Raw genomic sequence first — 14,483 nt, 5'->3', positions numbered from 1 at the left:
CGGCTTGCCGGTATTTCGAGGTCATTAGTAGCGAGCGCCTTGACGTAGGGAATTATTCCTCTATTCTCGCAATGACTGTATATGCATACAGTTATTAAGGAAGATTCCTACGACATAGCAAGGAGCTAACATGTCAGAACTTGAATCGGTCATTACCCGCAAAACCCTCCCCTCCCTGCGCTTTGAAGGCGGCGAGCACACCGCCATTGGCGATGACACCCAGCTGCGCTTCGTGCAGGGCGCGCCCTCTATTCCGGGCGCGCAAGTCAAGCTTCACCTACCCAACGGCCTGGCCCTGACCTATGGTCAGATCATCTCCCTGGGCGGTGACTTCTACGGAATTCCCGGCCAGCCCATCAGTGACGGTGCGTCACCCACCGAGCGTGTGCAGCGCTTCACCGCCGCGTTTAACTCGCTGGCGACTTTGCCGGCGTCACGGGAGGAAGCGGGCAAAATCCTCGCAGTCATGCAAAAAGAGATCAACGCAGTGAAGCAGGCCATTCAGGATGGCAAGCAACCCCATGAGGCCTACGACGCACTAGGAGATACGTTGTCTGAAGAGTGGAACCGTATCACCGGCGGCGGCAGCGTGGTTTCAGCCATGGTTCCCCTGGGGCGCTACTTGAAGCTGGCGGCCGATAATGCCGACCATTTCGGCGAGTGGGCGCTGTCTGCCTACCTGGCCGGGCATTCTGCCGCCCTGCAACAAGCGGTGGTGGCTCACCAAAGCGGCAGCGGCCAGCAATTGGAACTGGCTTACGCCATGAACAGCTTTGCTGATCACTTCTTGACCGACCTGTTTTCCGCAGGGCACCTGCGCGTCCCACGCAAACAACTGGCGGCCGTGGTGACACCGGGTGAACTGGGGTCGTTGATCAGCCGCTTTATGCACGATGAAGACAGCAAGTTCGGGCTCAATGTGCGCAATGCCCTGGGCGATGAGTGGCATGCCTATGGCGACAAACGCTATTTCGATAGCAATGACGCCGCCAACCGCACCCAGGTCAAGCGTGCGGTACAGGCTTCGGCCGATGAGATCTTCGACGCGTACATCAGCGGTATCGCGCCCTCCCCGGCCACATTCAAGGCACCACTGCATGTGCCGGACTTGAACGCGGCGAACAATCCAGCGAATAACTTTTCGCCGCTGTTCAAGGCCGAGGGCGACAAGGTGTTGCGGCGCAAGGACGTCAACAACTTGAATGACAAGCAGTGGACCAATGATTGGTGGGGGTGGAGTACGTATCTGTTGCTTAAGGACTACAAGCCAAATAACCCGCTGCCTTGATGTAGCCACAGCGCCCCTGTGTACGGATGATTCGTATACAGGGGACCGTTCGTCGTCACTGTGAATTCTGACAGTATCAGCGATGTACCCGTCGCCCCTAGATTGAACGCCACCACCGGGCAACCTCAGCCGCAAGAGGTGCAGTCACCCTGGAGGCCCTTCAGTAATCGAGAAATAGTGAGGCATGCCATGGCTACTAGAAAATGCACGTTTACATCCAAATCCAATAAATTCAAAGCAGCGACGCAGAATATCGATGCTGTGGACCTACCCAATATCGGTGATACCGTTCAACTTGATGGTGGTCCGCCTGAATTGATCATAGGCAAAAACTTCCAAATCAAAAATGGCGAAGTTAAGCAAATCGACTTTTTCCTGGCGTAAATGCCTCCCTAGCAATCACCGAATTACCCCCGCTGCGCCTGCGCTTCTTCATGAGCCTGGCGCAGCCGCTCTCGACTATTGGTCAAATGCAATCTCATCGCCGCCCGCGCCGCATCCGAATCCTGGCGGGCAATCGCCTCATAAATCTCTTCGTGCTCACGGCTCAGGCGGCTCATGTAGTGCTGCTGGTCGTCATGGGCCAGGCGCGCAGAATTCAGGCGGGTCCGCGGAATAATGCTGGTGCCCAGGTGGGTCATGATATCGGTGAAGTAACGGTTGCCGGTGGACAGGGCAATCTGCAAGTGGAACTGGAAGTCCGACGCTACCGCATCACTGGCGTGCGCTGCACTTTCATTCAGGGCATCTAGGGCCGCGCGCATCGCTGCCAACTGCTCGTCACTGCGACGCTGGGCCGCGAGACCAGCAGACTCCACTTCCAGGCTGATGCGCAATTCGAGGATCGCCAGTACATCACGCAGCGTGACCACGGTCGCCGGATCAATGCGGAACCCGCTGGGGCTCGGCGTATCCAGCACAAAGGTGCCGATGCCATGCCGGGTTTCCACCTGCCCGGCTGCCTGCAGCCGCGAGATCGCTTCGCGCACCACCGTGCGGCTGACCCCATGGGCTTCCATGATGGCTGACTCGGTGGGCAGTTTGTCGCCACGCTTGAGCTGGCCATCGCGGATCTGTTCGGACAACACCGTGACCAGTTCCTGGGCAAGGCTACGGCGCTTGCGGGGAAGACGCGGGGCTGTGCTGAGGTTTTCCATGGGCAGGCAACTATCTCGATGATTCAAAAGGGCATCATAGCCCAAGCGAGTTGTACGATCACCGCCCTGCATGATTTGCCCAAGGTTTATCGCGCGCAAAAAAATGCCCCAGCCTAAGCCGGGGCATTTTCAACACATGCCCGAAGGCGCATGTTTTATCACTTCACCACTTTCAAGCTCGGCCGGCCGCTAGGGCGCGGTGGCTCGGAATCAGGTGGCGGCAGATCATCTTCAATTTCAATCGCTTCGTCGTCTTCAAGGGACGACTCCAGATCAAACACCATGCCCTGGCCATTCTCCCGGGCATAAATGCCCAGGATCGCGCCGATGGGCACATAGAGCGTATGGGGTACCCCACCAAAACGCCCTTCAAAGCTGACCGCTTCATTGTCCATGTGCAGTTGACGCACGGCACTGGGCGAAACGTTCAGGACAATCTGTCCGTCACTGGCAAAACCTTGTGGCACCTGCACCGCAGGAAACTCGGAATTGACCAGCATATGCGGGGTGCAATCGTTGTCCACAATCCACTCGTAGAGCGCGCGGACCAGGTAAGGTCGACTGGAGTTCATCAACGGCTCCTTAAGCCTTAGCGCATATCACGTTCGACGCCAGACAGACTTGCCTGGAAAGCCTCACGCGCAAACTGGCGCTCCATGTAATCAAGCAGCGGCTTGGCAGGCCGCGGCAGTTCAATGCCCAGAATCGGCAAACGCCAGAGTATGGGTAATAGGCAGCAATCCACCAGGCTTTGTTCCTCACTGAGGAAAAAAGGTTTGTCGGCGAACAATGGAGAAACGCCGGTCAGGCTCTCGCGCAATTCCTTACGCGCCTGCACACGGGCCGCTTCTTTGCTGCGTGTATCCAGAATCAGATCCACCAGCCCACACCAGTCACGCTGGATCCGATGGATCAGCAGGCGGCTGTTGGCACGCGCCACCGGATACACCGGCAGCAAAGGTGGATGGGGGTAACGCTCATCCAGATATTCCATCACCACGGTTGACTCCCACAACGCCAGGTCACGATCGACCAGGGTGGGCAAGCTGCCGTAAGGGTTCACTTCGATCAGTTTCGGCGGGTGACGTCCCACCTCCACACTGATGATCTCGGCGCTGACACCCTTCTCTGCGAGCACGATGCGTACTCGGTGGGAATAGTGGTCGGCGGGGTCGGAGTAACAGGCCAACCGGTTGGTCACGCCCATGGCGGTCCTCCTCGCTTGTTGAAATTATCGAAAGCTCAAAAACGAGCGCGCCCAGAAAGCATCTCCTGTAACACCTGGATCAACCAGAGCGTTACCCGTTCAGAGACGTCGCTGGGCGCGCAAGATTAACAGCAATTGCCTAAGGTTGGATCAATGCACATCCTTCCAGTATTCACGCTTGAGCAAATAAGCGAATACGAAGAAGAAAGCCAGGTACAGCAACACATAGGTACCGATGCGTTGATGCTCCAGTTTGACCGGGTTGGCGGAGTAAGCCAGGAAGGTCACCAGGTTCTTGACCTTCTCGTCGAACTGCTCCTCGTTCAGCGCGCCGCTCTTGGGCACGATGGTCAGTTGGTCACAGGCTTCGTGGGTCAACGGCGTGCCGGTCAGCGGGTCATATTGCTTCTTGCCGTTTTCCACGACTTGAACCTGCTTGCATCCGACCACCTGACGGCCTTGCAGGCCGACCAGCACGTTAGGCATACCCACGTTCGGGAAGACCTTGTTGTTCACGCCCCATGGGCGCGTAGGGTCTTCGTAGAACGATTTCAGGTAGCCATACAGCCAGTCGGTGCCACGTACGCGTGCTACCAGGGTCAGGTCGGGCGGTGCAGCCCCGAACCAGGCCTTGGCGTCGGCCGCTTGCATGCCGATGTTCATGTGGTCGCCAATCTTGGCACCGGTGAACACCAGGTTCTTGAGCATCAACTCATGAGGGATGCCCAGGTCATCGGCCACGCGCTCGTAACGCTGGAACTTGGCGCTGTGGCAGCCCATGCAGTAGTTGGCGAACGTACGGGCGCCGTCTTGCATGGCAGCCTTGTCAGAAACGTCAATGTCGACTTTTTCCAGTGCCACGCCAGAACCGGCCGCGAAGGACAGTGCCGGCAGGGCAGCAAGAATCAATGCAGCGAATAATTTTTTCATCAGCCAGTCACCCTTTCCGGAACCGGTTTTGTCTTCTCGAGCCGGGTGTAGAACGGCATCAGAATGAAGTAGGCGAAGTACAGGAAGGTGCAGACCTGCGACAACAACGTCCGCTCAGGGGTCGGCGCCAGTACGCCCAGCACACCCAGGATCACGAACGAGATGCAGAACACCCACAGCCAGATTTTGCTCAGCCAGCCCTTGTAGCGCATGGACTTGACCGGGCTACGGTCGAGCCAAGGCAACACGAACAGCACCGCAATGGCCGCACCCATGGCGATAACGCCCATGAGCTTGTCGGGGATCGCCCGCAAAATGGCGTAGAACGGCGTGAAGTACCAGACCGGGGCAATGTGTTCCGGGGTCTTGAATGCGTTCGCCTGTTCGAAGTTAGGCTTTTCGAGGAAGTAGCCGCCCATTTCCGGGAAGAAGAACACAATCGAGCAGAAGACGAACAGGAACACCACCACGCCGACGATATCTTTCACGGTGTAGTAAGGGTGGAAAGGAATGCCGTCCAGCGGAATGCCGTTCTCGTCCTTGTGCTTCTTGATGTCCACGCCGTCGGGGTTGTTCGAACCGACTTCGTGCAGCGCCAGGATGTGCAGCACCACCAGACCGAGGATCACGATCGGCAAGGCCACCACATGCAAGGCAAAGAAGCGGTTCAGGGTGATGCCCGAAATCAGGTAGTCACCACGGATCCACTGGGTCAGGTCGTTGCCGATGACCGGGATCGCGCCAAACAGCGAGATGATCACCTGGGCACCCCAGTAGGACATCTGGCCCCAAGGCAGCAGGTAGCCCATGAAGGCCTCTGCCATCAGTGCCAGGTAGATCAGCATGCCAAACACCCACACCAGTTCACGCGGCTTCTGGTACGAGCCGTAGAGCAAGCCACGGAACATGTGCAGATAGACCACGATGAAGAACGCCGAAGCGCCAGTGGAGTGCAACAGACGCAGGATCGAGCCGTACTCGACGTCGCGCATGATGTATTCGACGGAGGCAAATGCTTCTTCCGCCGACGGGGTGTAGCTCATGGTCAGCCAGACACCGGTCACGATCTGATTGACCAGTACCAGCAATGCCAGGGAGCCAAAGAAATAGAAGAAGTTGAAGTTCTTCGGCGCGTAATACTTGCTGAGATGGTCTTCCCACATTTTGGTGGCGGGGAAGCGCGCATCCACCCAATCCATGAACTTGCTCATTACGCGCTCTCCTTATCGACACCAATGACAATAACGTCGTCAGATTCGTAGTTGTGCGGCGGAACCGGCAGGTTCAACGGAGCAGGCTGGGATTTGTAGACGCGACCGGCCAGGTCGTAGTGGGAGCCGTGGCAAGGGCAGAAATAGCCGCCAACCCAGTCCTTGCCCAGATCCACAGGCGCGACTTCCGGGCGGAAGGTCGGCGAGCAGCCCAGGTGCGTGCAAAGACCGACCAGCAGCAGAATCTCTGGCTTGATCGAACGCGCTTCGTTTTGGGCGTAGGCGGGTTGTTCGGAATTCTTGGATTCGGGGTCAGACAACTGGCCCTCGATTTTCTTCAGATTCCCCAGGATTTCCTCGGTACGACGAACGATGAATACTGGCTGGCCGCGCCACTCAGCAATCATCTGCTGGCCTGGCTCGATCTTGCTGACATTCACCTTCACCGGTGCACCTGCGGCTTTCGCCTTGGCACTGGGAAACCATGACCCCACGAACGGGACCGCAGCCCCCACCGCTCCTGCAGCACCCACAACGGATGTGGCTGCTACCAAGAAGCGACGCCGGCCTGCATTCACGCCGTCATTGCTCATTCAGTCCTCTCCCATCAGCTTTTTGGCCTGTTAAATCAGGCGTCTACTAAGTATTAAATCTGAACTTATAAAAATTTTGCCGAATGGTAATGAAAAGCCCCACCTCTGACAAGGTAATTACCCGGAGCCTAAGCCCCAAGCCTTGTAGTATAGGGGGTCTACGGATGTGGCAAGTTGTCACACAGAAAAAACCTGCATAAAAAGCGGGCAATAAAAAACGCCCAGCTCCGCGAGGAGGCTGGGCGTTTTTGTGGAACGTAAAGCGAATTAACGCTTCGAGTACTGCGGACGCTTACGCGCTTTACGCAGACCGACTTTCTTACGTTCAACTTCACGGGCATCGCGAGTCACGAAGCCAGCTTTGCGCAGAGCGCCGCGCAGGGTTTCGTCGTACTGCATCAGAGCGCGAGTGATACCGTGGCGGATTGCGCCAGCTTGACCACTTACACCGCCACCGATAACGGTGACGTAGATGTCGAACTTTTCAACGGTCTCGGTCAGTTCCAGCGGCTGACGAACTACCATGCGGGCAGTTTCGCGGCCGAAGAAGTTGTCCAGAGTGCGGTTGTTGATCGAGATGTTACCAGTGCCCGGACGCAGGAAAACGCGTGCGGTTGCGGTTTTGCGACGGCCAGTGCCGTAATTTTGAGTCGCCGACATAATGAACTATTCCGTTAAAACTTCAGTTCTTGGGGCTGCTGAGCAGCATGAGGGTGAGCAGCGCCCGCATAGACTTTCAGCTTGCGATACATGTCGCGACCCAGTGGGCCCTTCGGCAGCATACCTTTAACCGCGATCTCGATCGGGGCTTCAGGCTTCTTGGCAATCAGGCCTTCGAAGTTCGAAGACTTGATACCGCCTGGGAAACCGGAGTGACGGTAGTACATTTTGTCGCTTGCTTTGTTGCCGGTTACACGAACCTGCTCAGCGTTGATGATTACGATGTAGTCACCGGTATCAACGTGAGGGGTGTACTCAGGCTTGTGCTTGCCACGCAGACGGCTGGCGACTTCAGTGGCCAGACGACCCAGGGTCTGACCAGCGGCGTCGACGACAAACCAGTCGCGCTGAACTGTTTCCGGTTTTGCAGTAAAAGTTGTCATTCTTTAATAGCCTCAGGGGCCGCCCTGTAAATTAGACGGCGGATCTTACTGAATAGTGCGTACTTTGACAAGTCAAAGGCAGCCGGATACAGACGCTATCGGGGGCTCGGGTCAGCGCGTCCGTTCAACGGCAAGATTCTTCGGCAGGCGGCGCATCACTTCCACTGCAGAAAGAGGTGGGCAATTATGCAGATTGCGAAAAAAAATTCAACCTGCTTTTATGATTGTTTTCCCCGAAGGAGCACCCGATGGATTATCGACAACTGGGCCGGACCGATCTGAACGTGAGCGCGATCTGCCTCGGGACCATGACCTGGGGCGAGCAAAACACCGAGGCAGAGGCCTTCGCCCAGATTGAAAGAGCCAAAGGTGCGGGGATCAACTTCCTCGATACCGCAGAAATGTACCCGGTCCCCCCCAAGGCTGACACCTACGCCACCACCGAACGCTACATCGGCAACTACTTCAAGAGTCGGGGCGACCGCGCCGACTGGATCCTCGCCAGCAAGATCGCCGGCCCCGGCAACACCATCGACTACATCCGCGACGGCCAGCTCAAGCACAACCGCAAGCACATCGTCGACGCCCTGGACGCCAGCCTCAAGCGCCTGCAGACCGACTGGATCGACCTGTACCAACTGCACTGGCCGGAACGCAGCACCAACTTCTTCGGCCAACTGAGCTACAAGCACCAGGAAGAGCCCGACCTCACACCGCTGGAAGAAACCCTCGAAGCCCTCGACGAGCAGGTCAAGGCCGGCAAGATCCGCCATATCGGCCTGTCCAATGAAACGCCGTGGGGCACCATGAAGTTCCTGGCCCTGGCCGAGGCCCGCGGCTGGACCCGCGCGGTATCGATTCAGAACCCCTACAACCTGCTCAACCGCAGCTTTGAAGTGGGCCTGGCAGAAGTCGCCATCCGTGAGCAATGCGGCTTGCTGGCATATTCGCCACTGGCATTCGGCATGCTCAGCGGCAAGTACGAAGGCGGCGCACGGCCGGCCGAGGGTCGTTTGAGCCTCTACAGCCGCTTTAGCCGCTACTTCAACCCGCAATCGGAAGCCGCGTGCAGCCGCTATGTGGCCCTGGCCCGCGAGCACGGCCTGGACCCGGCGCAGATGGCCCTGGCGTTTGTCACGCAGCAGCCGTTTGTGACCAGCAATATCATTGGCGCGACGACGCTTGCGCAGTTGGACAGCAATATCGCCAGTGCTGATCTGAAACTGTCGAAAGAGGTGTTGGACGGGATCGAGGCGATTCAGAAGGATCACCCGAATCCTGCGCCTTGATTGACCTTTAGGCCGCCATCGCAGGCAAGCCAGCACCCACATTTGATCGGTAATGTGGGCGCTGGCTTGCCTGCGATGGGGCCCTCAACAGCACCAGAGATTCAAAGCGCCCGCGCAATGATCTCCTTCATGATCTCATTGGTCCCCGCATAAATGCGCTGTACCCGCGCATCCGCCCAGGCCCGGGCAATCGGGTATTCCCACATGTAACCGTAGCCGCCGTGCAACTGCACACACTCATCGAGCACCTTGCATTGCAGGTCAGTGGTCCAGTATTTGGCCATCGCCGCCGTCGGCACATCCAGCTTGCCTTGCAGGTGCTGTTCCAGGCACTTGTCGACAAACACCCGACCAATCTGCACCTCGGTCGCAATCTCCGCCAGCTTGAAGCGGGTGTTCTGGAAGTCGGCAATCGCCTTGCCGAACGCCTTGCGCTCGCGGGTGTAGTCCAGGGTCCATTGCAGCGCCGCCTCGGCCGACGCCAGGGCGCCGATCGCCACGGTCAGGCGCTCCTGGGGCAGCTCCTGCATCAGGTAGGCAAAGCCCATTCCCGCCTGGCCCAGCAGGTTCTCCTTGGGCACCCGCACGTCCTGGAAGAACAGCTCGGAGGTGTCCTGAGCCTTCATCCCGACCTTTTCCAGGCGCTTGCCCTTGTCGAAGCCCGGCGTATTGGCCTCGACCAGAAACAGACTGGTGCCCTTGGCGCCGGCCTTGGGATCGGTCTTGGCCACCACAATCACCAGGTCCGCCAGGAAGCCATTGGTAATAAAAGTCTTGGAGCCGTTGATTACATACTCATCGCCGTCCAGCACGGCGGTGGTCTTGACCCCTTGCAGATCAGACCCGGCGCCCGGCTCGGTCATGGCAATGGCCGTGACCATCTCCCCGGAAACGAGCTTGGGCAGGTACTTGTGCTTCAGCGCCTCGCTGCCGTAATGCAGGATATACGGCGCAACAATGTCCGAATGCAGGGAGAAGCCAATCCCGGTCAGCCCCAGGCGGCCGATCTCTTCGATCACCACGGTGCTGTAGAGAAAGTCGGCGCCCAGGCCGCCATATTCCTCCGGCAGGTGCGAGCACAGCATCCCCGCCTCCCCCGCCTTGCTCCACAGGGCGCGATCAATATGGCCCTGCTTTTCCCATTGCGCATGGAACGGCACCGCGTCTTTTTCGAGGAAGGTGCGCACGCTCTGGCGGAAGAGTTCGTGCTCGGAGCTGAACAAGGTTCTGGGAATCATGAGTCACCTGCGTCGATTGTCGGACAAAAACAAGATCACAGAGCCTAAGCTGCACGGACGTCACAGGACACTGGACACATGCGACAAAAAATAAGACGATCCAGCCGTTAGTTGACCACTTTCCCCTATAAGAATAATCGAAATTATGTCTAACCTCGTCTCCACGCCCTTGCGGCGCGTCAGCATTTTGGCCATTGACCGGGTGTTTGCTTCCACCCTCATGCAAGCCAAGGATTTCTTCCACCTCGCCAGCCTGCGTTACGGCAAACAGCAGGGCCTGGGCCTCACGCCGGCCTTTGAAACCCGCCTGGTAAGCCCCGATGGGCAATCGGTGTGCAGCTTCAGCGATGTGATCATGCCGGTCGACGGCGGCCTGGAAAACGCCGATATCATTGTGCTGCCGGCCTTCTGGGATGACTTCGACGCCCTGAGCAAACGCTACCCACAGATCCTGCCCTGGCTGCGCGAGCAACATGCGCGCGGGGCGGTGTTATGCGGTGAGGCCACCGGGGTGTTCTGGCTCGCCGAAGCCGGCCTGCTTGATGGCAAGGAGGCGACCACCTACTGGCGCTTCTTCAACGCCTTCAGCGAACGCTTCCCCAAGGTCCAGCTCAATCAGGACAAGCACCTGACCGACGCCGACAACCTGTACTGCGCCGGGGGCACCACGTCGGCCTGCGATCTCTACATCTATCTGATCGAGCGCTTCTGCGGCGCCAACATCGCCCAGGCCGTGGCCCGCGACATCCTTTACGAAGTGCAGCGCAGCTACGCGCCGGGACGCATCGGTTTTGGTGGGCAGAAGCTGCACCAGGATGTGATCATCCTGCAGATCCAGCATTGGCTCGAAGAGCACTTCGCCGACAAGTTCCGCTTTGAAGACGTGGCCCGAGAACACGGCATGAGCATCCGCAACTTTATGCGGCGCTTCCAGACCGCTACCGGCGACAAGCCGCTGCACTACCTGCAACGCCTGCGCATCGAGACAGCCAAGGGGTTGTTGTCGGGCAGCCGCAAGAGCATCAAGACCATCAGCTATGAGGTGGGTTACGACGATGCGAGCTTTTTTGCGCGGCTGTTCAGGCAGCACACGGAACTGTCGCCGAACCAGTATCGCCAGCAGTTCCAGCAGGCCGCCTAACTAAAGCCGGGCACAATCAAATGTGGGAGCGGGCTTGCTCGCGAATGCGGTGTGTCAGTTAACGAATAAGTCGACTGATACGCCGCATTCGCGAGCAAGCCCGCTCCCACATTTTGGTTCGGTGTTTGCCTAAGGCTTGTGCGCCCGCGCCAGGAACTCGTGGGACTGCATTTCCAGCAAGCGGCTCAAGGTCCGTTGGAACTCGAAGTTCAAGCGACCGCCGGTGTAGAGGTCCTTGAGTTCGACTTCAGCCGAGATGATCAGCTTGACGTTACGGTCGTAGAATTCATCGACCATGTTGATAAAGCGCCGGGCGATGTCGTCGGTAGTGACGCTCATTTGCTCGACACCGCTCAAGATCACGGCATGGAAGATCTTGCCCAGTTCGATGTAGTCGTTCTGGCTGCGGGGGCCGTCGCACAGCTCGCGGAAGTCGAACCAGGCCACGTCGTCACAGGTGCGCAGGGCAATGATCTGGCGATTCTCGATCATCAACTTATCGTTTTCCACCGCCTGGGTGCATTCCGGCGTCAACGCACGGAAGCTCTTGCGCAGGCTTTCGTGGGCCGCTTCGTCGAGGGGGAAGTGGAACAACTCGGCTTGCTCGAGGTGCCGCAGGCGGTAATCGACGCCGCTGTCGACGTTGACGATATCGGTGTGCTGCTTGATCAGAGCGATGGCCGGCAGGAAACGCGCACGCTGCAGGCCGTCCTTGTACAGGCCGTCAGGCACGATGTTCGAGGTGGCGACCAGGGTCACGCCGTTCTTGAACAACTCTTCCATCAGGGTGCCGAGAATCATCGCATCGGTGATATCGGACACGAAGAACTCATCGAAACAGATAACCCGCGCTTCCTGGGAGAAACGCTTGGCGATGATGGTCAGCGGGTTTTTCTCGCCGTGCAGGGTCTTCATCTCTTCGTGCACGCGCTTCATGAAGCGGTGGAAGTGAGTGCGCGACTTCTCCTTGAACGGCAGCGCTTCGAAGAAGGTGTCGACCAGGTAAGTCTTGCCGCGACCCACACCGCCCCAGAAGTACAAGCCTTTGACCGGCGTCTGGTCTTTCTTGCCAAACAGCTTGCTGAGCATCCCCGGCTTGCTCTGGGAAGAGGCGACCAGGTCTTCGTACAGGCGCTGCAAGTGACGCACCGCCGTTTCCTGGGCAGCATCATGGAAGAAGTCGGGGCGCTTCAGATCAGCTTGATATCGTTCTAGGGGCGTCATAATTTCGTTAGCAAGGCAACAAAAACGGGCCGTCACTGTAACGACGGCCCCGGATAATGGCAATCAACCCTTGGTCGGGTCAGTCTTCGATTGGCGTCAATGCTATGCGCACGGCTTCGATGGCGGCATCCCGCGCAGCGCTGTCGGCGAAGGCCGGGCTGTCGGCGATACACGCGCCGTCGAGCCACACCGTAAAGCCCAGGGCCTCACTGCGCACATCCAGCGCCTGGCCGGACTGCAACTGCTTGGTGACAGCGCCGGCCGCCTTGCCATCGGCAAAGTTGCGCGACAACAACAGCTGCTCGCCGTCAGCCGCCAGCAGGCGGAAGCGGAAGCTGCCGTCGTCTTCACGGAAGCTGACAAACCGCGCGGCCTTGACTGCCTTCTTCTTGGTGCTGGCAGCCTCGCTGGCCTGGTTGACGAACGAGCGCAGGCCCACGGCTTCCCGCAGCTCCTGCAGGAATGGACCGGCGACGGCACGGGCCTTCTTGGCGCCGACCAGCAGCAGGTCTTCCATGTCCGAAGGGCGCGCCATCAATTGATGGTAGCGCTCGCGGGCTTCGCCCAACTGGCCGTCCAGCAGTTGGAACAGGCGGTTTTTCGCCTCGCCCCAGCCCAGGCCGTCGAGCAGTTCGCTGCGCAGTTGCTGTTCCTGTTCAGGGGTGGCGAACGCCTGGTACAAGGTGAACAGGTGCGAGTTGTCCGGATCCTTGGCTTCACCCGGCGCGCGGGAGTCGGTGACGATCCGCGAGATCGCGTCCTTCATGTCCTTGGCGCTGGTGAACAACGGGATGGTGTTGTCGTAGCTTTTCGACATCTTGCGCCCATCCAGGCCCGGCAAGGTGGCGACGCTTTCTTCGATCAACGCCTCGGGCATGGTGAAGAACTCTTTGCCCTTGCCGAACAGGTGGTTGAAACGCTGGCCGATATCACGGGCCATTTCCACGTGCTGGATCTGGTCGCGGCCGACCGGCACCTTGTGCGCGTTGAACATCAGGATGTCCGCCGCCATCAGCACCGGATAGCTGTACAGGCCCATGCTGATCCCGGCATCCGGGTCTTCGCCGTTTTCCAGGTTCTTGTCCACCGAGGCCTTGTAGGCGTGGGCGCGGTTGAGCAGGCCCTTGGCCGCGACGCAAGTCAGCAGCCAGGTCAGCTCGGGAATTTCCGGGATATCGGACTGACGGTAGAAGGTCACCCGGTTCACATCCAGGCCACCGGCCAGCCAGGTCGCGGCGATTTCCATACGCGAGCGCTGGATGCGCTGCGGGTCATCGCACTTGATCAGCGCGTGGTAGTCAGCCAGGAAGTAGAACGAATCGGCATTGGCATCCTGGCTGGCGAGGATCGCCGGGCGGATGGCACCGGCGTAGTTGCCCAGGTGCGGGGTGCCGGTGGTGGTGATGCCGGTGAGGATACGGGTACGAGTCGTCATGGGTAATCGCTTATCAGACTGCTATCAATTCGAAAGGCGCGGCAGCACCAGATCCTTGAGATCGGTGAGCTTGCCATGAAAAAAGTGCCCGCATTCTGCCACTTTCAGCAGCTCATGGGGGCGTTTGAGGGCGGCAGACCAGTCGTAGACCTGCTGCGGGTCGACCACTTCGTCGGTTTCCGGCTGGATCACGGTCAGCGGGCAGCCCTGTGGAAGCGGGTCCTCGTCCCGCAAACGCATGACGGCCGCAGCCACCATAAACAGGTGCGCGAGTTTTTCGCCCTTGGCTTCCAGGCGCCCGCCGAGACTGGCGGCAACAAATCCACCGAACGAGAAACCCAGCAAGGTGATGGGCAGGTCCGGGTGTTTTTCACGCAGCCAGCTTACGGCGGCTTCGGCATCGTCCACTTCACCTGTGGCCATATCATGGCTACCAGCGCTGGCACCGACGCCACGGTAATTGAAACGCAAAGTAATCAAACCGGCATCGCGGGCGGTACGTTGCAGGGTCGAGACGACTTTATTGAGCATGGTCCCACCCTGCACCGGGTTAGGGTGGCAGATCAGCGCCAGGCCACGTGGCTCGGGGTGATCGAGGTACAAGGCTTCCAATTGGCCTACCGGGCCATCAATCAAAACAGGGGTTTCACGCATGAGCAAGGAATGA

16 protein-coding genes are annotated in these 14,483 nt (G+C 58.7%); 4 read left to right on the top strand and 12 right to left on the bottom strand.

The genetic code is table 11. The annotated features are described in order from the left end of the window. Nucleotides 1–130 precede the first annotated feature (130 nt). Nucleotides 131–1,288, top strand: a complete 1,158-nt coding sequence (locus JFT44_RS01410) for a hypothetical protein (RefSeq protein WP_057958439.1) — start codon at nucleotides 131–133, stop codon at nucleotides 1,286–1,288. Between the two features lie 189 nt (nucleotides 1,289–1,477). Next, nucleotides 1,478–1,672 (top strand): hypothetical protein, encoded by a 195-nt coding sequence (locus tag JFT44_RS01405; protein ID WP_198799643.1) that lies wholly within the window; start codon nucleotides 1,478–1,480, stop codon nucleotides 1,670–1,672. Between the two features lie 23 nt (nucleotides 1,673–1,695). Here the strand turns inward: JFT44_RS01405 and JFT44_RS01400 are convergent, their stop codons facing one another. From JFT44_RS01400 to rplM, 8 genes are all read right to left on the bottom strand, one after another. Beyond that, a complete protein-coding gene (locus JFT44_RS01400; RefSeq protein ID WP_057958438.1) occupies nucleotides 1,696–2,445 on the bottom strand; it encodes a FadR/GntR family transcriptional regulator in 750 nt (249 codons plus the stop codon). 158 nt (nucleotides 2,446–2,603) lie between these two features. Continuing rightward, complete coding sequence (locus JFT44_RS01395; protein WP_057438071.1) at nucleotides 2,604–3,017, bottom strand: ClpXP protease specificity-enhancing factor; 414 nt, start codon at nucleotides 3,015–3,017, stop codon at nucleotides 2,604–2,606. A 17-nt stretch (nucleotides 3,018–3,034) separates the two neighbouring features. Further along, nucleotides 3,035–3,652 (bottom strand): glutathione S-transferase N-terminal domain-containing protein, encoded by a 618-nt coding sequence (locus JFT44_RS01390; RefSeq protein WP_027604841.1) that lies wholly within the window; start codon nucleotides 3,650–3,652, stop codon nucleotides 3,035–3,037. A 150-nt stretch (nucleotides 3,653–3,802) separates the two neighbouring features. Beyond that, nucleotides 3,803–4,582: a cytochrome c1 gene (locus tag JFT44_RS01385; RefSeq protein ID WP_198799644.1), complete on the bottom strand. Its 780-nt coding sequence runs from the start codon at nucleotides 4,580–4,582 to the stop codon at nucleotides 3,803–3,805. Continuing rightward, complete coding sequence (locus JFT44_RS01380; protein ID WP_003188526.1) at nucleotides 4,582–5,793, bottom strand: cytochrome bc complex cytochrome b subunit; 1,212 nt, start codon at nucleotides 5,791–5,793, stop codon at nucleotides 4,582–4,584. Before JFT44_RS01380 ends, JFT44_RS01385 begins: the two co-directional genes overlap by 1 nt. Then, nucleotides 5,793–6,386 carry a ubiquinol-cytochrome c reductase iron-sulfur subunit gene (petA, locus tag JFT44_RS01375; protein ID WP_032860120.1) on the bottom strand — a complete coding sequence of 198 codons (594 nt, stop codon included), beginning with the start codon at nucleotides 6,384–6,386 and terminating at the stop codon, nucleotides 5,793–5,795. The genes JFT44_RS01380 and petA overlap by 1 nt, the downstream gene beginning before the upstream one ends. Nucleotides 6,387–6,653: 267 nt before the next feature. After that, nucleotides 6,654–7,046, bottom strand: a complete 393-nt coding sequence (rpsI, locus tag JFT44_RS01370) for a 30S ribosomal protein S9 (protein ID WP_003171743.1) — start codon at nucleotides 7,044–7,046, stop codon at nucleotides 6,654–6,656. A gap of 14 nt (nucleotides 7,047–7,060) precedes the next feature. Next, on the bottom strand, nucleotides 7,061–7,489 hold the full coding sequence (gene rplM, locus JFT44_RS01365; protein ID WP_029291908.1) for a 50S ribosomal protein L13: 429 nt from the start codon (nucleotides 7,487–7,489) through the stop codon (nucleotides 7,061–7,063). 248 nt (nucleotides 7,490–7,737) lie between these two features. On the opposite strand from rplM, the gene JFT44_RS01360 reads away from it, so the two are divergent. Next, nucleotides 7,738–8,778 carry an NADP(H)-dependent aldo-keto reductase gene (locus JFT44_RS01360; RefSeq protein WP_169959768.1) on the top strand — a complete coding sequence of 347 codons (1,041 nt, stop codon included), beginning with the start codon at nucleotides 7,738–7,740 and terminating at the stop codon, nucleotides 8,776–8,778. Nucleotides 8,779–8,879: 101 nt separating this feature from the next. Here the strand turns inward: JFT44_RS01360 and JFT44_RS01355 are convergent, their stop codons facing one another. After that, on the bottom strand, nucleotides 8,880–10,016 hold the full coding sequence (locus tag JFT44_RS01355) for an acyl-CoA dehydrogenase family protein (RefSeq protein ID WP_115129003.1): 1,137 nt from the start codon (nucleotides 10,014–10,016) through the stop codon (nucleotides 8,880–8,882). Nucleotides 10,017–10,236: 220 nt separating this feature from the next. Between JFT44_RS01355 and JFT44_RS01350 the strand changes: the two genes are divergently transcribed. Next, nucleotides 10,237–11,157 carry a GlxA family transcriptional regulator gene (locus JFT44_RS01350; RefSeq protein ID WP_169866093.1) on the top strand — a complete coding sequence of 307 codons (921 nt, stop codon included), beginning with the start codon at nucleotides 10,237–10,239 and terminating at the stop codon, nucleotides 11,155–11,157. Nucleotides 11,158–11,286: 129 nt separating this feature from the next. On the opposite strand, the gene zapE is transcribed toward JFT44_RS01350, so the two are convergent. The 3 genes from zapE to JFT44_RS01335 all read right to left on the bottom strand — a co-directional run bounded on the left by zapE (nucleotide 11,287) and on the right by JFT44_RS01335 (nucleotide 14,470). Next, nucleotides 11,287–12,381, bottom strand: a complete 1,095-nt coding sequence (gene zapE / locus JFT44_RS01345) for a cell division protein ZapE (protein WP_057438065.1) — start codon at nucleotides 12,379–12,381, stop codon at nucleotides 11,287–11,289. 79 nt (nucleotides 12,382–12,460) lie between these two features. Then, a complete protein-coding gene (locus JFT44_RS01340) occupies nucleotides 12,461–13,816 on the bottom strand; it encodes a tryptophan--tRNA ligase (RefSeq protein WP_198830295.1) in 1,356 nt (451 codons plus the stop codon). Between the two features lie 24 nt (nucleotides 13,817–13,840). Then, the gene (locus tag JFT44_RS01335) at nucleotides 13,841–14,470 is read right to left on the bottom strand and encodes an alpha/beta hydrolase (protein WP_057438061.1); all 630 of its coding nucleotides are present in this window, start codon (nucleotides 14,468–14,470) and stop codon (nucleotides 13,841–13,843) included. Between the last annotated feature and the right edge of the window lie 13 nt (nucleotides 14,471–14,483).

This window comes from Pseudomonas sp. MF5691 (assembly GCF_016405645.1).
Taxonomy (GTDB): domain Bacteria; phylum Pseudomonadota; class Gammaproteobacteria; order Pseudomonadales; family Pseudomonadaceae; genus Aquipseudomonas; species Aquipseudomonas shahriarae.
This window is presented reverse-complemented; position numbering and strand designations above follow the sequence as displayed.